The sequence below is a fragment of the Streptomyces sp. NPDC031497 genome, from assembly GCF_055580905.1.
Genome location: NZ_JBVIKO010000016.1, coordinates 1 through 19,959 on the forward strand (window position 1 = coordinate 1; position 19,959 = coordinate 19,959).

A 19,959-nucleotide genomic window follows, 5' to 3' on the forward strand; every position below is an offset into this window, starting at 1 on the left:
CTGGCGTTGACTTTTGGCACGCTGTTGAGTTCTCAAGGAACGGTCGCTTCCTTTGTACTCACCCTCTCGGGCTTTCCTCCGGGCTTCCCTTCGGTGTTCCAAACTCTATCAGTGTTTTTCCGGCCCTCTGACCACCTTCCCGCGGACATGCGGAAAAATGATCCCGAGTTAGGATCTGACAAATTTGGGTGCTGCCAAGCGAGGACGCTTTATCGCGCCGCTCGGTCTCAGGCAGGGGTACGACTGTACACGGAGCCTCGGAGCCCGTGCAAATCGATTAGGCTGGTGGTCTAGACCACTAGCTGGTAGCTTCCATGCGGAACCGCCACTTCATATGACATACGCTGCTGCTCAGTGCCGTCCGGAACAAGCAGTGACGGCCCGTAAGCAGCTCCATCTCTGGGAGGCTTCCCATGACCACCGTGACGTCCCCTCTTGCAGGACGTGCCATCGGACTGGCCGCTGTGCCGGATCCGGTCTTCTCCGGGGCCATGGTCGGCCCGGGCACAGCGATCGACCCCGCGCGTGAGCCTTCCGAAGTCGTGGCGCCCGTGGACGGCGTCATCGTCTCCCTTCACCCGCACGCCTTCGTCGTCGTCGACGAGAGCGGCCACGGCGTGCTCACCCACCTCGGCATCGACACGGTGCAGCTCAATGGCGAGGGCTTCGAACTCCTCGTCAACAAGGGCGACACCGTGACCCGTGGCCAGGGCATCATCCGCTGGAACCCGGCCGAGGTCGAGGCCGCCGGCAAGTCCCCGGTGTGCCCTGTCGTGGCTCTGGAGGCCACGGCCGACTCCCTTTCCGACGTCCGTGACGACGGTGACGTGAAGGCCGGCGACAGCCTCTTCGTCTGGAACTGACGACCCCGCCGCCGTCCCGTCGTGTGACAGGGAGGGCGGCGACCAGGACAACCATCGCGGCGGCGGGACCCGCCGCACTATCGGAGACGGGTGAGATGGAGACAACGCTGCGAGGCGTCGGCGTGAGCCACGGTGTGGCGATCGGCGAGGTTCGGCACATGGGAACGGCGGTGCTGGAGCCGCCTGCCAAGCAGATTCCGGCGGAAGAGGCGGAGCGGGAGCCGGGGCGTGCCCGGCAGGCCGTGGAGGCCGTGGCCGCCGACCTGATGGCGCGTGGCAACCTGGCGGGCGGTGAGGCCCAGGCGGTGCTCGAGGCGCAGGCCATGATGGCCCAGGACCCGGAGCTGATGGCCGACGTGGAGCGGCGGATCGCCGTCGGCAGCACCGCCGAGCGTGCCGTGTACGACGCGTTCGCCGCCTACCGCGAACTGCTGGCCGGAGCCGGCGAGTACCTGGCCGGCCGCGTGGCCGACCTGGACGATGTGCGGAATCGTATCGTCGCCCGGCTGCTGGGGGTTCCGATGCCGGGTGTCCCGGACAGCGACGAGCCCTACGTGCTGGTCGCGCGGGATCTGGCGCCAGCGGACACCGCGTTGCTGGACCCCACTCTGGTGCTCGGTTTCGTGACCGAGGAGGGCGGACCGACGAGTCACAGCGCGATCCTGGCGCGGGCGCTCGGTGTGCCGGCCGTGGTGGCGCTGCCGGGTGCCGGTGAGCTCGTGGAGGGCACGGTGATCGCCGTCGACGGCAGCACCGGCGACATCTTCGTGAACCCGAGTGCGGAGAAGAAGGCCGAGCTGGAGGCCGCGGCCGCCGAGCGCAAGGCCGCGCTGACCGCCTCGACCGGTCCGGGTGTGACCGCCGACGGGCACAAGGTGCCGCTGCTGGCCAACGTGGGCGGACCGGCGGATGTACCGGCGGCCGTGGCGGCCGGTGCCGAGGGCGTGGGTCTGTTCCGTACCGAGTTCCTGTTCCTTGACGACAGCAAGAACGCGCCGTCCGAGGAGAAGCAGGTCGAGGCCTACCGTCAGGTACTGGAAGCGTTCCCTGAGGGCCGGGTCGTCGTGCGGGTGCTGGACGCGGGTGCGGACAAGCCCCTGGACTTCCTGACTCCTGCGGATGAGCCCAACCCGGCGCTGGGCGTGCGCGGTCTGCGGACGCTGCTGGACCACCCCGACGTGCTGCGCACGCAGCTGACCGCGCTGGCGAAGGCGGCCGAGGGACTGCCCGTCTACCTTGAGGTCATGGCGCCCATGGTGGCGGACCGTACCGATGCCAAGGCGTTCGCGGACGCCTGCCGTGCGGCGGGGCTGCGGGCCAAGTTCGGCGCGATGGTGGAGATTCCGTCGGCCGCGCTGCGGGCGCGTTCGATCCTCCAGGAGGTCGAGTTCCTGTCGCTGGGCACGAACGACCTGGCGCAGTACACGTTCGCCGCGGATCGTCAGGTCGGTGCGGTGTCCCGGCTGCAGGACCCGTGGCAGCCCGCGCTGCTCGACCTGGTCGCGCTGTCCGCGGAGGCGGCGAAGGCCGAGGGCAAGAGCTGTGGTGTCTGCGGCGAGGCGGCGTCCGATCCGCTGTTGGCGTGTGTGCTGACGGGTCTGGGTGTCACCTCCCTCTCCATGGGTGCGGCGTCGATTCCCTATGTCCGGGCGACGCTGGCCAAGTACACGCTGGCCCAGTGCGAGCGGGCCGCCTTGGCCGCGCGTGCCGCCGACAGCGCGGACGAGGCCCGCGCGGCGGCTCAGGCGGTGCTGTCGGGCGAATAGCCGGGCGCGGGCCTGACCGGCTGTCCTTCCGGGGGCGCTTCACCTGCGGGTGGGGCGCCCCCCGGTGCGTTTCAGTGGTGGTGGCCCGGTGTCGTCTCCTGGTCGCCCAGGTCGGGCGGTGTGCAGTAGTCGACGTCTGATTCCGGGGAGATGAGGTCGCCGGATTCGACGTCGGTGCAGTAGGCGTCGAAGACCTCGGCCGCGGTGAGGGGTGCGAGGCGGTCGCCGCGCAGTCGCCAGCCGTAGACGCGGTCGGCGGTGCCGGGGGCGCTGGTGCGCATGACGAGTCCGCCGGGGCTGCGGGTGGCGAGGCCGAGGGCGAGGACGCTGGTGAATTCGAGGGCTTCGGCTTCGTCGAGGTGGGTGGTGCCCTCGGCGTCCTGGTCGGCGTGCAGGACGGTGACGAGCGTTTCGGGTGGTCCGGAGACGCTGCACACGAGGTGCCGGTCGCCTGGTGGGGCGGCGTCGAGGATGCGGCTGAGGAGGTGGGAGGCGCGGGTGAAGGCGGCGCGCCCGATGTCCTCGCCGCAGGTGGGGCAGGGGCCGAGGCGGGCCAGGAGGGTACTGGCGTACTCCCAGGTGGCCTGGCGTACCGCTTCGTCGACGAGGACGGGGACGAGGTCGGCGAGGGGTCGGCCGTCGTAGGGGACGGTGGCGCCGGTGGCCGCGAGTTCGGCGGTGAAGCGGGTGCGGCTCGCGGGGTCGTCCGGGGCGAGTCCGGTGACGGTGCAGAACTCGGCGTATTCCTCGGGGTCGAAGAGGGCGAGTGTGGTGTGGGTGCCCTCTGCGGCGCGGGTCCTGAGGAGGGCTTCGATCTGTCCCAGGTAGGTGGGGTGGTCGTCGAAGGTGAAGGTGCGGTAGCGCCGCATGGCGCGGAAGTCGTGTTCGTCGGTCAGCAGGCCGATGGTGCCGGCGATTTCGCGGCGCAGGACGCGTCGCATGGCCCGGTGGTCGGTGTGCGTCATGGTTCCCCCTGTGAGCGGTCGATCAATGCTCACTTACAGTAACCAGCGCCACTGACAATGAGGGTTGCGGAAGCCTGCCACGGACCAGACGGTGTTGAATTCCGCAGGTCAGGGCGATGGCAGCACCGAATGCGGTCCATCCGCGAGGTCCGGTGGCGATGGCGGCGGTGACGGCGAGTGGGCCGATGCTGCGCTGGGCGGACTGGGCGAGTCCGTGGACTCCGAGGTAGGCACCAGAGCGGGGTCGGGGGGCCAGGGCGACGGAGAGTTCCCAGGAGATGGTGGCGTGGAGCATCTCGGCGGCGGTGAAGGCGGCGGCCGCGGCGGTGAGCAGGAGGGGCGCCGGGAGAGTGCCGCCGGTGGCGGAGAGGGACATCGTGATGCCGCCGAGAGCGAAGGCGGCGGAGAGCGGGACGGGGAGCCGGCGGGCGGCTTCGCTGCTGGTGCCGAGGCGGGCCAGGGGTACTTGGAGCGCCACGACCTTGACGTTGTTGAGCAAGTTCCTGGGCACCCACCTGAGGTGGGCGGCCGCCGCCTGCGATCCGGTGTCGCTCGCCCGGCACGACGGGCTGCTGCTTCTGACGTCGGGATGGGTCAGCCACCTGCTGCAGGAGACGGTGCTCGGGCTGATGACCGACTCGTCCCGCACGGGCACCCACAGATTGCGGTGCGGCTGGCCTCGGACTTCGCCGTCGTGCTGGGCGAGTCCGAGGCCACCTATGGCGGATGAGCGCCCCTGTCGGGACGGTCAGGCGCGTTTGCGGGCCAGGTCCTCGTAGAAGCTCAGCAGGTCGAGGTTGTCGATGGAGCCGGGGTTGACGGCCTTCTCCAGGGGCGCGCCCTGGAGAAGGCGCTTGACCGGGACCTCGATCCGCTTGCCGGTGAGGGTGTGCGGGACGCCGGGTACCTCGATGATCTCGTCGGGGACATGGCGCGGCGAGAGCTGTTCGCGGATGGCCTGCTTGACGCGGTTCAGCAGGGCATCGTCGAGGACGGCGCCCGGGGCCAGGTGGACGAACAGGGGCATCCAGTAGCCGCCGTCGGGCTGTTCGATGCCGATGACGAGGGATTCCCTGATCTCGGGAAGACGCTCGACGACCTCGTAGATGTCGGCCGACCCCATTCTTACGCCCTGGCGGTTGAGCGTGGAGTCGGAGCGGCCGTGGATGATCACCGAGCCGCGGGAGGTGACCGTGATCCAGTCGCCGTGCCGCCAGACGCCGGGATACGTGTCGAAGTAGCTGTCGTGGTAGCGGCTGCCGTCGGGGTCGTTCCAGAAGCGGATCGGCATCGAGGGCATGGGGTTGGTGACGACCAGTTCACCGACCTCGTCGATGACGGGGTTGCCGTTCGGGTCCCAGGCCTGGAGATCGGTCCCGAGGCCGGGTGCCTGGAGTTCGCCGGTGTAGACCGGGAGGGTGGGTACGGCGCCCGCGAAGCAGGAGCACACGTCGGTGCCGCCGCTGACGGAGGCGATCCACAGGTCGTCGCGGACCTCGTCGTGCAGCCAGCGGAAGCCGTCCGGGGGCAGGGGTGAGCCGGTGGTGGCGACGCATCGCACCTTGGACAGGTCGAAGTCGCGGGAGGGGTGCACGCCGGCCTTGCGGCAGGCCATCACATAGGCGGCGGAGGTGCCGTAGAGGGTGGCTCCGGTGCGTTCGGCGACCCGCCACTGGGCGCCGGTGTCGGGGTAGCCGGGGCTGCCGTCGTACAGGACGATCGTGGTGCCCGTGAGGAGGCCGGAGACGAGGAAGTTCCACATCATCCAGCCGGTCGAGGTGTACCAGAAGAAACGGTCCTCGGGGCCCAGGTCGCAGTGCAGGCCGAGCTGTTTGAGGTGTTCGACCAGGATGCCGCCCTGGGACTGGACGATGGCCTTGGGCAGGCCGGTGGTGCCGGAGGAGTACAGGACCCACAAGGGGTGGTCGAACGGGACCTGTTCGAATTCGGGCTCGGTGTCGGCGGAGGTCAGGGCCGACCACTCCAGGGCGCCTTCGGGGGCGGTGGTGCCGAGCAGCGGGATGTGGACGACGGCGCGCAGGGTGGGCAGTTCGCGGCGGAGTTCGGCGACGATCTCGCGGCGGTCGTGTTCCTTGCCGCCGTAGCGGTAGCCGTCGACGGTGAACAGGACGACGGGTTCGACCTGCTGGAAGCGGTCCAGGACGCTGCGGGCGCCGAAGTCGGGGGCGCAGGAGGTCCACACGGCGCCCACGGCGGCGGTGGCGAGGAGGGCGACCACGGCCTGCGGGATGTTCGGGAGGTAGCCGCTGACACGGTCTCCCGGCCGGACGCCGAGGGCGCGGAGTCCGGCGGCCAGGGAGCCCACCTGGCGGCGCAGCTCGGACCAGGTGACCGGGAGCGGTTCGTGGGTCTCGTCGACATGCAGGAGCGCGGGTTCGTCCGCGCGGGTGGCGGCGGCGCGCAGGGCGTGCTCGGCGTAGTTCAGCGTCGCGCCGGGGAACCACTGGGCGCCGGGCATCGCGCGGTCGCCGAGCACGCGCGCGTAGGGCGTCGAGAACCGGACGTCGAACCACTCCGTGACGGCCTTCCAGAACGTGTCCAGATGGTCCACGGACCAGCGGTGCAGTGCCGGGTACCCGCCCTCGGCGGGGGCTCCGTGGTGTTCCGCCGCCCAGGACTGGAACCTGGTGATGTGCGCCTGGTCGATCCGTTGCGGATCGGGTTGCCAGAGCGGCTGGGGGTTCGCGGTCGACATGGGGGCGGCTCCCGGGCTTCTGCGCTGGTGTGCGTCGGACGCGCACGGGCTGGGGTGTGCGCGTACGCGGCTGACAGGGACGATGCCATGTGATCGACTTCTACACCAGGGTGCGCTCCACATAGTCCGTGTCGTGAAGATGTGGTCCCGGCACGGGTGAACGGCAGTTGAACGGCACGCGGGTGTGGGGCGCTGAGTGGCAGGGTGAGCAGCATGGACGGTCGTGACCTGGTGCGTTCGGTGAGAGTGGTCGGTTCGTGGAATGCGGCTCAGGGGTTGCGTACCGTACGGGCGGCGTGGCGCAGGAGGCGGATCGACGCCGCCGGGCTGCCCGCGCGGGGGGCCGAGCGTGCCCGGGTGCCGGGTGCGGTGCAGGAGGCGGTGCCGGGGCCGGGTGGCGGCGTGATCCGCTTCGGCCGGTCGGAGCTGCGGATCATGGTCGCGGTGAACGGGGCGGTCTTCTGGGGCTGGGACGGGGCCGGTCCCGAGCCGTCGTACGCGCTTGCGGGCCGCTGTCCGGAGCCGGATCCGCGGGCGGTGCTCGAACCGGACACGGACGGCGGCTGGCGGGTCGTGGCGGAGCGGGTGACGGTCAGCGTCTCGCGGCACGGCGCGGTGGAGGTGTGCACGCCCGGTGGTGTGATGGTGCGGCGGGATCTGCCGCCCCGCTGGTGGGAGCCTGTGGGCGGGGGCCTGGCGCGCTGGGTGCAGCGGTCGGAGGTCGCCGCGGACGCGCGGTTCTTCGGTCTCGGCGGGCGGGCCTCGGGGCCGCGGCTGCGCGACGGCACGTACCGGCTGTGGAACACCGACCCCGGCCATGCCTTCGGGCCCGATGACGATCCGCTGTACATCACCATGCCGGTGCAGCTGGTGGTGGCGGACGCGGCCGCGCATCTGGTGTTCCACGACACCTCGTGGGACGGCACGGTGACCCTGCGGGAGGGCGAGGAGGGCGCCGGTTCCGGCCATGACCGGACCGGGCGGTGCGAGCTGCGGATGGACGGCGGCCCGCTGCGTTGCTGGGTGATGGTGGGCACGCCCGCGCGCGTGCTGCACGCCTGGGCCTCGCTCACGGGCGCGCCCGCGCTGCCGCCGGCGTGGGCGCTGGGTCATCACCACGCGCGCTGGGGTTTCGGCAGCGAGCAGGAGGTCCGGCGGATCGTCGCCGGTTACCAGGAGCGCGGTCTGCCGCTGGACGCCGTCCATCTGGACATCGACCACTACGACGCCCATCAGGTGTTCACTGTCGACCACGAGCGCTTCCCGAAGCTGCCGACGCTGGCCGAGGAGCTGCGGCGGGACGGGATCCGGCTGGTGTCGATCGTGGACCCGGCGGTGAAGGCCGAGCCGGGCAACGCGGTCTACGACAGCGGGACGGGGGTCGACGCCTTCGTGCGGGATCCGTCGGGGCGGTTGGTGGAGGGCGTGGTGTGGCCCGGCGAGGCGGTCTATCCCGACTTCACGCACGCGCGCGTGCGCAAGTGGTGGGGCGGGCTGTACGAGGAGCGGCTCGCGCTGGGCTTCGCCGGGTTCTGGCACGACATGAACGAGCCGACGTCCTTCACCGCCTTCGGCGAGTCCACACTGCCACGCGCGTCACAGCACGCCCTGGAGGGGCGCGGCGGTGACCACCGGGAGGCGCACAACGTCTACGCGCTCTGCATGGCGCGGGCGGCGTACGAGGGGCTGCGCGAACTGGCGCCCAAGGAGCGGCCGTTCCTGTTCTCCCGCTCCGGCTGGGCCGGCCTGCAGCGTTACGGGGGCGCCTGGTCCGGTGACGTCGCGACCGGCTGGCCGGGGCTACGCGCGTCCCTGTCGCTGGTGCTGGGGCTCGGGCTGTGCGGGGTGCCGTACTCCGGGCCGGACGTGGGCGGTTTCGAGGGGAGCCCGTCGCCCGAGCTGTTTCTGCGCTGGTTCCAGCTGGGCGCCTATCTGCCGCTGTTCCGCACGCACGCGAGCATGCGGGCGGGGCGCAGGGAGCCGTGGGAGTTCGGGGCCGAGGTGCTGGAGCACGCGCGCGTGGCGCTTCTGGAACGGCGGCGCCTGCTGCCGTACTTCATGACGCTGGCGCATCTGGCCCGGCGGACCGGCGCGCCCTATGTGCGGCCCCTGTGGTGGGGTACGCCGGAGGACCGGGCGCTGCGCGACTGCGAGGACGCGTTCCTGCTGGGCGACGGTCTGCTGGTGGCTCCGGTGCTGGATCCGGGCGCCGACCGGCGGGCGGTGCAGCTGCCCCGGGGACGCTGGTACGACACGCTGACGGAGCAGGCGTACGAGGGGCCGGGGCAGGTGCTCGTGGACGCTCCGCTGTCGCGGATTCCGGTGCTCGCGCGCGCGGGTGCCGTCCTTCCCGTGCGGGACGAGGACGGCGGTGTGCGGCTGGAGGTGTGGGCGCCCGCCCGGGGACGGACCGGGGGCGGGCTGTTCGTGCCGGACGCGGGCGACGGCTGGGACGAGCCGGAGATCGAGCGTTACGTCGCCCGCTGGGAGGGCCGGCGGGTGGTGGTGAGACGGGAGGGGGACAACGGCGTGGGCGAACCGCCGCATCCGGTGCGCATCCGGGGGCTGGGGTGAGCCGAAGGGCTCAGTAGCGGCCCTCGAACCACGCGCGTACGGCCACGCTGTGCAGCGGGAAGGCGAGCTCCTCGGGCCTGCGCAGCAGGTGCCAGCCCTCCGTCTCGTCCGTCGTACGGGACAGCGGGAGTCCTTCGGCCGGGCGTTCCGGGAGGAGTCCGAACAGCAGCAGGTGCCCGTCGGGTGAGCTCATGGCGTCGGCGAGCCGTACGTCCCGCGCGGCCGCGTCGATGCCGGTCTCCTCCTTGAGTTCGCGCACGACGGCGTGCCGCCAGTCCTCGCGGTCGTCGACGTAGCCGCCGGGCAACGCCGTGCCTCCGCGCGCGGGAGCGACGGTCCGGGTGATGACGACCAGGGCGGTGCCCTTCGTGTCGTACACGGGCTGGAGGGCGATCGCCACCGGCAGGGGGTTGCGGTAGGCGACGTGGCCGCAGGCCGGGCAGGTGCGCGGCCAGCCGGAGACTCCCGCTCCGTAGGGCGCTCCGCAGCTCGAACAGTGCGAGCCCGGAGCGGAGTTGGCAATTGGGTGCTGATTTTCGGACACGCGCGGACTTTATCCGATCACGGGAGCGACGTCTTACGGTCATGGGAACGCCTCGTTCCGGAAGTGAACCGATCACGACGACCAGGACCGGACAGCGGGATGCGACCCGAGGGCGCGGCCTGCCCAATCGCGGCGACCCGTGGCACACTTCTGACGTTCCGTCAGATCTCGTGCCCTGGAGGAGCTTTGTCGCGTACACGCACGCCTGCGGTAGAGGGCTGGTTCACGGGCGAGGGGGACGGGTTCCGGCTCCTGGGCACCCGTTGCGCGGCCTGCGCCTCGGTCTTCTTCCCGCGCGAGGACGTCCACTGCCGCAACCCCGGGTGTGCCGGCGGCGCCCTGGAGGAGGTCGCGCTCTCCCGGCGCGGGCGGATCTGGTCGTACACCGACAGCCGGTACCGGCCGCCGTCACCCTATGTGAGCGATCCGGAACTTCCGTGGGAGCCGTACGCGTTGATCGCTGTGGAGCTGGAGTCCGAGCGGATCGTGGTGCTGGGGCAGGCGGTTCCCGGGATCACCGTCGCCGATCTGGCGGTGGGCATGGAGGTCGAGGTCGTCCCCGGAGCGCTGGGCGAGGACGCGGAGACGGCCTGGACGACCTGGCACTGGCGGCCGACGGGGGTGACGGCATGACGGCGGACGTGGCGGTCCTCGGCGTGGGCATGCACCCGTGGGGCAAGTGGGGGCGCAGCTTCGTCGAGTACGGGACGGCGGCGGCCCGCGCGGCCCTCGCGGACGCGGGACTGCGGTGGCGGGACATCGGCTCCGTCGTGGGCGCGGACACGGTGCGTGGCGGGTATCCCGGCTATGTCGCGGGCGCGACCTTCGCCAAGGCGCTGGGCTGGCAGGGAGCGCGCGTCGCGAGCGTGTACGCGGCATGCGCGTCCGGGGCGCAGGCGATCGCCGCGGCGCGGGCGCAGATCCTGGCGGGGCTCGCGGACGTGGTGCTCGTGGTGGGCGCCGACGCGGCACCCAAGGGCTTCTTCCGGCCCGCCGGAGGAGACCGCCCCGAGGATCCCGACTGGCTGCGCTTCCGGCTGCTGGGCGCGACCAATCCCACGTACTTCGGACTGTACGCGCGCCGGCGGATGGCGGTGTTCGGGGACACCCCGGAGGACTTCGCGCTGGTCAAGGTGAAGAACGCGGCCCTGGGCGCGCTCAATCCGTACGCCCGGTACCGCGAGCGGGTCACCGCCGAGCAGGTCGCCGCCTCCCAGGTGGTCGCCGATCCACTGCGGCTGCTGGACATCTGCGCGACCTCCGACGGCGGGGCCGCGCTGGTGCTGTCCAGCCTGGAGTTCGCACACCGGCACGGTGCGGCCCGGCCGGTGCGGATCCGCGCGGTGTCCACGGTCACACCGCGCTATCCGAACACGGTGCTGGACCTCCCGGACATCGCCACCGACTCCGCGGCGGCGGTCGAGCCCCCGGTGGAGCCCTTCCGTGCGTCGATCGCGCGGGCCGCCTACGAGGAGGCGGGCATCGGCCCCGAGGAGCTCTCCCTGGCAGAGGTGTACGACCTCTCCACCGCGCTGGAATTGCAGTGGTACGAGGATCTGGGCCTGTGCGCCGAGGGCGAAGCGGCCAAGCTGCTGCGCGAGGGGGCGACGGCCCTGGGCGGCCGGATACCCGTCAACGCCAGTGGCGGGCTCGCCTCCTTCGGGGAGGCGGTGCCGGCCCAGGCGATCGCCCAGGTCTGTGAGCTGACCTGGCAGTTGAGGGGCGCTGCGGGCGACCGCCAGGTGGCGCACGCGCGCGTGGGGATCACGGCCAATCAGGGGCTGTTCGGACACGGCTCGTCCGTGATAGCGGTGCGCTGACGGGACAGATGTGACAGCAGGGGTCGCACACCGTGTGTGATCACCTCGAAATGGTGCGTGAACGTCTTATGAACTGCCCCTGGGTGTACGCCGTTGGCGCCATCATGCTCCCGTGCGCTCCTGGACGGATGCTCTCCGTTTCGCCTTCCAGCCCGTGGTCAATCTGACGACCGGCGGGATCGCCGCACTGGAGATCCTTGCCCGCCCCGAGACCGGTGACATCCTCGCCGAAGCCCGCCGCAACCCCGAACTCGACGGCAGGCTGGCCGTGTTGGCCCTCCGCGCGGCGGCCCGCACGGAGGCGCTGCTGCCGCTGCACATCAACGTGTTCGCGGCCACACTCGCCGACCTGGGCGGCCTCGGCCCGCTGCCCGGGGCCATCCGCGAAGCCGGACGGATGCCCTGGGAGGTGACCCTGGACATCGTGCCGCCGTACGCGCACGTGCCGCACCGGGCCCTGCTGGAGGCCGTGGCGACGCTGCGCGGCCAGGGCTTCCGGATCAGCGCCGACGGCATCGGCGACGGAGACGTGCCCCTGCGGCTGCTCACCGACCTCTCCCCCGACCTGATCAAGCTCGACGCCTCGCTGCTCGGCCGGCCGGCCGCGGTACGGGCGATGCGGACCCTGTGCGAGGAGCTGGGCGCCCTGCTGGCCGTCGAGGGCGTGGAGAGCGAACTCCAGTACGCGGCCGCGCTGTCGGCCGGGGCCCAGCTGGCCCAGGGCGAGCTGTTCGCTCCCCCGGCCCGGATCCCGGTGGCGGACGTGTACGTTCCGCCGCGCTCGGCCGCCGCCGCGCCCCCGCCGCGTTCCGGGCCGTCCGTGCGCGAGTTCATCCGGCCCGCCGCGCTGCTGCCGGTCACCGCGTCCGCGTTGCAGGTGCGGGCCCTGCTGACCGGCTCCCCGGACGTCTCCGGTGTCCTCCTGGTGGACCAGACGGGCGCCCCGGTCCGCTCGGTGCACCGCTCCCGCTTCCTGCTGTCGATGTCCGGCCGCTACGGACACGCCCTGTACGCCGACCGCCCGGCCTTCAAACTGGGCGACGCACCGCGCACGGTCGGCGTCGACGCGACCGCCTGGGAGGTGCTGGACGTGGTGGCCGTCGGCGGCCGGGACCGTACCTCGGACGATGTGGCGGTCGTCGACCGGCTCGGACGCTGCGTGGGCGTCGTACGCCTCGCCGACCTGGTACGCGCCCTCGCCGAGACCCGCGTCGAGGAGGCGGCCGGACTCAATCCGCTGACCCGGCTGCCCGGTTCGGACGCGATCACGGGCGAGACGGACCGGTGGCTCGCGGAAGGCCGCGTCTTCGCCCTGAGCTGGCTGGACATCGACCACTTCAAGCAGGTCAACGACGGCGCCGGGTTCGCCGCGGGCGACGAGCTGATCCGTGCGGTGGGACAGGCGCTCCAGCAGGCCGTGGCCGGGCACGCGCGGGTGGGGCACATCGGCGGGGACGACTTCCTGGTGCTCACCGACGAGGAGGGACTGGGCCGGCTGGTGACCGGTGTGCTCGACGCGTCCTGGTCCGCGGGCGGCCGTCCCGTCACGCTGTCCCTGGCCACCGTCGTGTGCGGCCCGGGCGGTGTGGCCGACCACCGGGAGGCGGCCGCGTGTCTGGCGCCGCTCAAGAAGGCGGCCAAGGCGCTGCACGGGGCGAGTTGGGTGCTGGGGCGGGCGGGACTGCCCGGGTACGAGATCCGGCGCGGCTCGGGCGCGTATCCGGCCCAGGCCGGCTATGCGTCGGTGGAGCCGTGAAAGCCGTGTCCCGGCGAGTTGCCTGTCATCGTTGCCGTCGGCGACCTTGACGCTCCCTGAGTGCCGGTGAAAACTTCCGGTGTCGGTCGACATCGCCGTACATTCTCGGCGTAATCAGGCACTGCGCCATGGGCCACTCCTGTCCTGAGGCCCGCTCCACCATGGGCGATTCGGCTGCTACGGCACGCTCGTCACTGACGCCGGGCGGGGCGCGGGACCTTCCCTGCCTTCGGCTGACGTCGCCAAGGGAACCGTTCCTGCTCAATGCGCCGGGGTCGATCCTCCGGCCAGCGCCCTAGGAGCCGCCATGAGCAACGGAGACATATTCGTCGGCGAAGTCATCGGCACGGCCATCCTGATCCTCTTCGGTGCCGGTGTCTGCGCCGCCGTCACCCTCAGACACTCCAAGGCGAGAGCGGCGGGGTGGGTGGTGATCGCGTTCGGCTGGGGATTCGGCGTCCTGGCCGGCGCCTACACCGCCGCTCCCCTCTCCGGCGGCCAGCTCAACCCCGCCGTCACCATCGGCATCGCCGTCGACACCGGCGAGTGGGGCAAGGTCTGGGTCTACCTGCTCGGCCAGTTCGTCGGCGCGATCCTCGGCGCCGTCCTGACGTACCTCGTCTACCTCGCCCAGTTCCAGGCCAACGTGCTGGACGAGGACACCGCGGAGGAGCCGACACCGACGCTCGGCATCTTCTCCACCATCCCGGAGATCCGGAACCCGGTCGCCAACCTCATCACCGAGATCATCGCGACGATCGCGCTGGTCCTGCCGATCCTCGCGTTCGGGCTCACCAAGGGGCTCGGCGAGTCCGGCACCACCGTGCTCATCGTCTCGCTGCTCGTCGTCGGGATCGGGCTGTCCCTGGGCGGACCCACCGGCTACGCCATCAACCCGACGCGTGACCTCGGCCCCCGGATCGTGCACACCTTCCTGCCGATCCCGAACAAGGGCACCTCCGACTGGGGTTACGCCTGGATCCCGGTGGTCGGCCCCCTGGTCGGCGGGGCGCTCGCGGGCCTCATCTACAACGCGGCCTTCTGAAACGCGGCCTTCCGATCCCACGCAGCCTTCCGACCCAGCGACCAAGGGGTAGCCATGACGGACACCGCCGAAAGGTACGTCGCCGCAATCGACCAGGGCACCACGTCGAGCCGCTGCATCATCTTCGACCACGGCGGCGCGATCGTCGCCGTCGACCAGCGCGAGCACCGGCAGATCTTCCCCAAGCCCGGCTGGGTGGAGCACGACGCCACCGAGATCTGGTCCAAGGTGCAGGCCGTGGTCGCCGGGGCGCTCGCCAACGCCGGGCTGCGCGCCGACCAGCTGAGCGCGCTCGGCATCACCAACCAGCGTGAGACCACGGTCCTGTGGGACCGCGCCACCGGCAAGCCCGTGCACAACGCGATCGTCTGGCAGGACACCCGTACCGCGGCCCTGTGCAACGAACTCGGCGGCAGCGACGGCCAGGACCGGTTCCGCGACCAGACCGGACTGCCCCTGGCCAGCTACTTCTCCGGGCCCAAGGCGGCCTGGCTGCTGGACAACGTGCCCGGGCTCCGGGACCGGGCCGAGCGCGGTGAGATCGCCTTCGGGACCATCGACTCCTGGCTGATCTGGAACCTCACCGGCGGCACCGACGGCGGCCGGCACGTCACCGACGTCACCAACGCCGGACGGACCATGCTGATGAACCTGGAGACCCTCCAGTGGGACGCCACCATCCTGTCCGCGATGAACGTACCCGCGGCGATCCTGCCCGAGATCAGGTCCTCCGCCGAGGTGTACGGCACCGCCGTCGGCCAGCTCGCCGGGGTCCCGGTGGCGTCCGCGCTGGGCGACCAGCAGGCAGCGGTCTTCGGGCAGGCCTGCTACGACGTCGGCACCGCGAAGAACACCTACGGGACGGGCAGTTTCCTGCTGCTCAACACCGGCGACCGGCCGGTGCCGTCCAAGAACGGCCTGCTGACGACGATGGGCTACAAGATCGGCGACGAGGCGCCGGTGTACTGCCTCGAGGGGTCGATCGCCATCACGGGCGCACTCGTCCAGTGGTTCCGGGACCAGCTCGGCATCATCCGCACCGCCGACGAGATCGAGACCCTGGCCGCGAGCGTCGACGACAACGGCGGCGCCTACATCGTGCCCGCCTTCTCCGGCCTGTTCGCGCCCTATTGGCGCTCGGACGCGCGCGGGGTCGTCACCGGGCTCACCCGGTACGTCACGAAGGCACACCTCGCCCGCGCGGTCCTGGAGGCCACCAGCTGGCAGACGCGGGAGGTCGTGGACGCCATGTACCAGGACTCCGGGGTGCAGATCACGACCCTGAAGGTGGACGGCGGCATGACGAAGAACAACCTGCTGATGCAGCACCAGGCCGACGTCCTCGGGGTGCCGGTGATCCGGCCCCGGGTCTCCGAGACGACCTGCCTGGGTGCCGCCTACGCGGCCGGTCTCGCGACCGGCGTATGGAGCGACCTCGACGAGCTCAAGTCGCACTGGCAGAAGGACGTGGAGTGGACGCCCGCCATGGAGGCGTCGGTGCGCGACAGGGAGTACGCGAACTGGCGCAAGGCCGTGGAGAAGAGCTTCGGCTGGCTGGAGGACGGCGAGTAGCCGCCCGCCCCGGGACCACGGCCCGTACCCCGGTCGGCGGGGGTACGGGCCGTGCCGGCGCGTCAGGTGGTGACGGTCTGCCGCTGGGCCGCCACGTACGCCATCGCGTGCCGGACGACGCCGATGAGCACCTGCTTGACCGACTCGCGGTCCCGGGCGTCGCACAGCAGGACCGGTACGTCCGCGTCGAGGTCGAGGGCCTTGCGGATGTCCTCGGGCGGGTAACGGTCGGCGCCCTCGAAGCAGTTGACGCCGACCAGGAACGGTATGGAGCGCCGCTCGAAGTAGTCGATGGCCGCGAAACAGTCCTCCAGGCGGCGCGTGTCGGCGAGCACGACAGCGCCCAGCGCGCCCTCGGACAGTTCGTCCCACATGAACCAGAACCGCTCCTGCCCCGGCGTGCCGAACAGGTACAGCACCAGGTCCTCGCGCAGGGTGATGCGGCCGAAGTCCATGGCGACGGTGGTGGTGTGCTTGCCCTCGACGCCGTTGGTGTCGTCGACCGGTCGCCCGGCCTCGGTGAGCACCTCCTCGGTGCGCAGAGGCCTGATCTCGCTCACCGCGCCGACGAGCGTCGTCTTGCCCACGCCGAAGCCGCCGGCCACGAGGATCTTGAGCGTGACGGGCTCGACCGGGGGCTTGCCGCGCTCAGATCGCCCGAAGATCATCGATCTCTTCTCCTGCTTGATGAGGGTCGCTTGATGGGGTCGGGTGACGGGCTTCCGTATCCGCCGCCACCTGGGGTTTCGATGACCAGTACGTCGTCCGCGCCGACGTCCGCGCTGTCGCTGCCGCCGAGTCCGGTGACCGTCCCGTCGGCCCTCTCCACCCGGTTGGCGCCGAGCGCGCCGGGTTCGCCGCCCGCCATGCCGTACGGCGGCACGCGACGGTGCTGGGACAAGGTGGAGACGGTCATGGGCTCGAGGAACCGGATGCGGCGCACCGCGCCGTCCCCGCCGTGCCAGCGGCCCGCGCCGCCACTGCCCCGCCGCACGGCGAACTCGTCCAGGCGGACCGGCAGCCGCCACTCCAGGACTTCCGGGTCGGTGAGCCGGGAGTTGGTCATATGGGTCTGTACGACGCTCGTGCCGGGGAACCCGTCCCCCGCTCCGGATCCGGAGGCGACGGTCTCGTAGTACTGGTGGCGCTCGTTGCCGAAGGTGACGTTGTTCATGGTGCCGGAGCCCTCGGCCTGGACGCCGAGCGCCGCGTAGAGGGCTCCGGTGATGGCCTGGGAGGTCTCGACGTTGCCCGCGACGACGGCGGCCGGCGGCTCGGGGGCAAGCATCGACCCGGGCGGTACGACGATGTCCAGGGGGCGCAGGCAGCCGTCGTTGAGCGGGATGTCGTCGGCGACCAGGGTACGGAAGACGTACAGCACGGCCGCGTTGACGACGGCGAACGGGGCGTTGAAGTTGGTGTCCAGCTGCGCCGAGGTGCCCGTGAAGTCGACGGTCGCGCGCCGGTTGCCGCGGTCCACGCGCACGCGTACGCGGATGACGGCGCCGGAGTCGGTCTCGTAGGCGTACGCGCCGTCGTCCAGGGCGTCGATGACGCGGCGGACCGCTTCCTCCGCGTTGTCCTGGACGTGGCGCATGTAGGCCTGGACGACGTCGAGGCCGAACTCATCGATCATGCGGCCGACTTCGTCGACGCCCTTGCGGTTGGCGGCGATCTGGGCGCGCAGGTCGGCGAGGTTGGTGCGGATGTTGCGGGAGGGGTAGCGGGCCTCGGCGAGCAGCCGGCGGGTCTCAGTCTCGCGGAACCGGCCGTTCTCGGCGAGCAGCCAGTTGTCGAAGAGGACGCCCTCTTCGTCGATGGTGCGGCTGTCGGCGGGCATCGAGCCGGGGGCGATGCCGCCGATCTCGGCGTGGTGGCCGCGGGACGCGACGTAGAAGAGGATCTCGGGGGCGGCGCCGGGGTCACCCTCCGTGTCCGCCGTTCCCTCGGTGCCGTCGGTGCCGTCGGTGCCGAAGACCGGGGTGATCACGGTGACGTCGGGCAGATGGGTGCCGCCGTGGTACGGGTCGTTCACGGCGTAGGTGTCGCCGGGGCGCATCGAGGTGCCGCGGCGGCGGATGACCTCTTTCACGCTGGTCCCCATGGAGCCCAGGTGGACGGGGATGTGCGGGGCGTTGGCCACCAGGTTCCCGTCCGGGTCGAACAGGGCGCAGGAGAAGTCCAGGCGTTCCTTGATGTTGACGGACTGTGCCGTCGACTCCAGTCGGGCGCCCATCTGTTCGGCGATGGACATGAAGAGGTTGTTGAAGACCTCCAGCAGAACCGGATCCGCTTCTGTGCCGACATCGGAACTCTGTGTAATCGCCGCGCGTTCCATGACCAGATGCCCGTCGTCGGTCGCCGCGGCCCGCCAGCCGTCGTCGACGACGGTCGTGGCGCCGGCCTCGGTGATGATCGCCGGGCCGGTGACCGATCCGCCGGGGGGAAGGTCCTCACGGCGGTGCAGGGGCGCGTCGCGCCAGGCGCCGCCGGTGTGGAGGCGGACGGCTTCCGGGTCGGCGGGACGGCCTTCGTACGGGGCGAGGGCGGATAGATCGGGGGGTTGGGTGATGCCGGTGGCTTCCACGGAGAGGGCTTCGACGACGACCGGACGGTCGAGCGTGAAGGAGTACGTGGCGCGATGACGTTCTTCGAAGGCGTGTTTCATCGTGTCGGGCTCGGTGAGCTCGACGGTGAGAGTGGTGTCGGTGCCGTCGTAGCGGAGCTGGGCGCGGCGGGTGACTTCGATGCGGTCCTCCGGGACGTCCTCGGCGAGGAGTTCGGCGCGGGCCGCGGCCTCCAGGTCGTCGGCGGTCTTGCGGACGCCGGGCATGGTGGCGGGCTCCAGGGGGGCCTCGACGGACTGTTCGCGCATGGCGGTGGTGTCGGCGAGGCCGATGCCGAGCGCGGACAGGACGCCCGCCATGGGCGGCACCAGGACGGTGCGGATACCGAGCGAGTCGGCGACCATGCACGCGTGCTGGCCGCCGGCCCCGCCGAAGGTGGTGAGGGCGTAGCGGGTGACGTCGTGGCCCTTCTGGACGGAGATCCGCTTCACGGCGTTGGCGATGTTGGCCACGGCGACGCTCAGGTAGCCCTCGGCGACCTGTTCCGGGGTGCGGTCGTCGCCGGTCTGCTCGCGGATCTCCCGCGCGAGGCCGGTGAAGCGGTCGCGGACGAGGTCGGCGTCGAGGGGTTGGTCGCCGTCGGGTCCGAACACGTTGGGGAAGTGGGCGGGCTGGATCCGGCCGAGCATGACGTTGGCGTCGGTCACCGTGAGCGGGCCGCCGCCCCGGTAGCAGGCCGGGCCGGGGTCGGCGCCGGCCGAGTCGGGGCCGACGCGGTAGCGGGAGCCGTCGAAGTGCAGCACCGAGCCGCCGCCCGCGGCGACGGTGTGGATGTCCAGCATCGGGGCGCGCAGCCGGACGCCCGCGATCTGGGTGGTGAAGACCCGTTCGTACTCGCCGGCGAAGTGGGAGACGTCGGTGGAGGTGCCGCCCATGTCGAAGCCGATGACCCGGTCGAAGCCGGCGAGCTGCGACATCCGGGCCATGCCGACGATCCCTCCGGCCGGTCCGGAGAGGATGGCGTCCTTGCCGCGGAACTGCCCGGCCTCGGCGAGCCCGCCGTTGGACTGCATGAACATCAGCCGTACGCCTTCGAGTTCGTCGGCGACATGGCGGACGTAGCGGCGCAGTACGGGCGACAGGTAGGCGTCGACGACGGCGGTGTCGCCGCGCGGGACGAGCTTCATCAGCGGGCTGACCTCGCTGGACAGCGAGATCTGCGGGAAGCCGGTGCGGGCGGCCAGCTCACCGATCGCCTGCTCGTGGGCGGGGTGGAGATGGCTGTGCATACAGACGACGGCGACGGCCCGGATCCCGTCGTCGTACGCCTCCCGGAGCGGGCCCGCGAGGGCGTCCAGGTCGGGGGCGCGCAGGACGGTGCCGTCGGCGGCGATGCGCTCGTCGGCCTCGACGACCCGTTCGTACAGCAGCTCGGGCAGCTCGATGCGGCGGGCGAAGATCCGGGGGCGGTTCTGGTAGGCGATACGCAGGGCGTCGCGGAAACCGCGGGTGATGACGAGGAGGGTGCGCTCGCCCTTGCGTTCCAGCAGCGCGTTGGTGGCGACCGTGGTGCCCATACGGACGGCGTCGACCTGGTCGCCGGAGCCGTCGAGCAGCTCCCGCACGCCTGTCACCGCGGCGTCGGCGTACCGCGCGGGGTTGTCGGAGAGCAGTTTGTGGGTGAGCAGCCGGCCGTCCGGGCGCCGCGCGACGACGTCGGTGAACGTACCGCCGCGGTCGACCCAGAACTGCCAGCCTGTCACGTCACTTC

General features: G+C 71.4%; 13 protein-coding genes and 1 pseudogene. 8 read left to right on the plus strand and 6 right to left on the minus strand.

Features of this window, described 5'->3' with window-relative positions:
* Positions 1-413 precede the first annotated feature (413 nt).
* Together ACZ5K7_RS28970 and ptsP are read left to right on the plus strand one after the other, a co-directional pair.
* Positions 414-863, plus strand: coding sequence for a PTS sugar transporter subunit IIA (locus tag ACZ5K7_RS28970; protein ID WP_393841806.1), 450 nt, complete (start codon positions 414-416; stop codon positions 861-863).
* 95 nt (positions 864-958) lie between these two features.
* A complete protein-coding gene (gene ptsP / locus ACZ5K7_RS28975) occupies positions 959-2,629 on the plus strand; it encodes a phosphoenolpyruvate--protein phosphotransferase (RefSeq protein ID WP_468917783.1) in 1,671 nt (556 codons plus the stop codon).
* A 71-nt stretch (positions 2,630-2,700) separates the two neighbouring features.
* Here ptsP and ACZ5K7_RS28980 read toward each other — a convergent pair whose 3' ends face one another.
* The 3 genes from ACZ5K7_RS28980 to ACZ5K7_RS28990 form a co-directional block, all read right to left on the minus strand.
* Positions 2,701-3,594: a hypothetical protein gene (locus ACZ5K7_RS28980; protein WP_468917786.1), complete on the minus strand. Its 894-nt coding sequence runs from the start codon at positions 3,592-3,594 to the stop codon at positions 2,701-2,703.
* Between the two features lie 22 nt (positions 3,595-3,616).
* On the minus strand, positions 3,617-4,105 hold the full coding sequence (locus ACZ5K7_RS28985) for a hypothetical protein (protein WP_468917789.1): 489 nt from the start codon (positions 4,103-4,105) through the stop codon (positions 3,617-3,619).
* A 237-nt stretch (positions 4,106-4,342) separates the two neighbouring features.
* Positions 4,343-6,310: an acetoacetate--CoA ligase gene (locus ACZ5K7_RS28990; RefSeq protein ID WP_468917791.1), complete on the minus strand. Its 1,968-nt coding sequence runs from the start codon at positions 6,308-6,310 to the stop codon at positions 4,343-4,345.
* A gap of 213 nt (positions 6,311-6,523) precedes the next feature.
* Here ACZ5K7_RS28990 and ACZ5K7_RS28995 point away from each other — a divergent pair, with 213 nt between their 5' ends.
* Entirely contained in the window at positions 6,524-8,884 is a 2,361-nt protein-coding gene (locus tag ACZ5K7_RS28995) for a glycoside hydrolase family 31 protein (protein ID WP_468917794.1), read from the plus strand.
* A 10-nt stretch (positions 8,885-8,894) separates the two neighbouring features.
* Here the strand turns inward: ACZ5K7_RS28995 and ACZ5K7_RS29000 are convergent, their stop codons facing one another.
* The gene (locus ACZ5K7_RS29000) at positions 8,895-9,428 is read right to left on the minus strand and encodes an NUDIX domain-containing protein (protein WP_351706887.1); all 534 of its coding nucleotides are present in this window, start codon (positions 9,426-9,428) and stop codon (positions 8,895-8,897) included.
* Positions 9,429-9,614: 186 nt separating this feature from the next.
* On the opposite strand from ACZ5K7_RS29000, the gene ACZ5K7_RS29005 reads away from it, so the two are divergent.
* The 5 genes from ACZ5K7_RS29005 (at position 9,615) to glpK (ending at position 15,621) form a co-directional block, all read left to right on the plus strand.
* Positions 9,615-10,061 carry a Zn-ribbon domain-containing OB-fold protein gene (locus ACZ5K7_RS29005; protein WP_351706890.1) on the plus strand — a complete coding sequence of 149 codons (447 nt, stop codon included), beginning with the start codon at positions 9,615-9,617 and terminating at the stop codon, positions 10,059-10,061.
* On the plus strand, positions 10,058-11,248 hold the full coding sequence (locus ACZ5K7_RS29010; protein WP_468917798.1) for a lipid-transfer protein: 1,191 nt from the start codon (positions 10,058-10,060) through the stop codon (positions 11,246-11,248). Before ACZ5K7_RS29005 ends, ACZ5K7_RS29010 begins: the two co-directional genes overlap by 4 nt.
* Positions 11,249-11,360: 112 nt before the next feature.
* The gene (locus tag ACZ5K7_RS29015) at positions 11,361-13,004 is read left to right on the plus strand and encodes an EAL domain-containing protein (RefSeq protein ID WP_468917801.1); all 1,644 of its coding nucleotides are present in this window, start codon (positions 11,361-11,363) and stop codon (positions 13,002-13,004) included.
* Positions 13,005-13,311: 307 nt separating this feature from the next.
* The gene (locus tag ACZ5K7_RS29020; RefSeq protein ID WP_468917803.1) at positions 13,312-14,049 is read left to right on the plus strand and encodes an MIP/aquaporin family protein; all 738 of its coding nucleotides are present in this window, start codon (positions 13,312-13,314) and stop codon (positions 14,047-14,049) included.
* A gap of 54 nt (positions 14,050-14,103) precedes the next feature.
* Positions 14,104-15,621: a glycerol kinase GlpK gene (glpK, locus tag ACZ5K7_RS29025; RefSeq protein ID WP_468917806.1), complete on the plus strand. Its 1,518-nt coding sequence runs from the start codon at positions 14,104-14,106 to the stop codon at positions 15,619-15,621.
* A 62-nt stretch (positions 15,622-15,683) separates the two neighbouring features.
* On the opposite strand, the gene ACZ5K7_RS29030 is transcribed toward glpK, so the two are convergent.
* Together ACZ5K7_RS29030 and ACZ5K7_RS29035 are read right to left on the minus strand one after the other, a co-directional pair.
* The gene (locus ACZ5K7_RS29030) at positions 15,684-16,289 is read right to left on the minus strand and encodes a GTP-binding protein (protein WP_468917809.1); all 606 of its coding nucleotides are present in this window, start codon (positions 16,287-16,289) and stop codon (positions 15,684-15,686) included.
* Positions 16,270-19,951 (minus strand): annotated as a pseudogene (locus tag ACZ5K7_RS29035) (hydantoinase B/oxoprolinase family protein). Before ACZ5K7_RS29035 ends, ACZ5K7_RS29030 begins: the two are co-directional and overlap by 20 nt.
* Positions 19,952-19,959: the final 8 nt, after the last annotated feature.

Excerpts from the sequence above, each read along its gene's own strand:
- ACZ5K7_RS29010 (WP_468917798.1), top strand. The coding sequence starts at position 10,058 with ATGACGGCGGACGTGGCGGTCCTCGGCGTGGGCATGCACCCGTGGGGC.
- glpK (WP_468917806.1), top strand. The coding sequence starts at position 14,104 with ATGACGGACACCGCCGAAAGGTACGTCGCCGCAATCGACCAGGGCACC.
- ACZ5K7_RS28990 (WP_468917791.1), bottom strand. The coding sequence starts at position 6,310 with ATGTCGACCGCGAACCCCCAGCCGCTCTGGCAACCCGATCCGCAACGG.
- ACZ5K7_RS28995 (WP_468917794.1), top strand. The coding sequence starts at position 6,524 with ATGGACGGTCGTGACCTGGTGCGTTCGGTGAGAGTGGTCGGTTCGTGG.
- ACZ5K7_RS28970 (WP_393841806.1), top strand. The coding sequence starts at position 414 with ATGACCACCGTGACGTCCCCTCTTGCAGGACGTGCCATCGGACTGGCC.
- ACZ5K7_RS29030 (WP_468917809.1), bottom strand. The coding sequence starts at position 16,289 with ATGATCTTCGGGCGATCTGAGCGCGGCAAGCCCCCGGTCGAGCCCGTC.
- ACZ5K7_RS29020 (WP_468917803.1), top strand. The coding sequence starts at position 13,312 with ATGAGCAACGGAGACATATTCGTCGGCGAAGTCATCGGCACGGCCATC.
- ACZ5K7_RS28980 (WP_468917786.1), bottom strand. The coding sequence starts at position 3,594 with ATGACGCACACCGACCACCGGGCCATGCGACGCGTCCTGCGCCGCGAA.
- ptsP (WP_468917783.1), top strand. The coding sequence starts at position 959 with ATGGAGACAACGCTGCGAGGCGTCGGCGTGAGCCACGGTGTGGCGATC.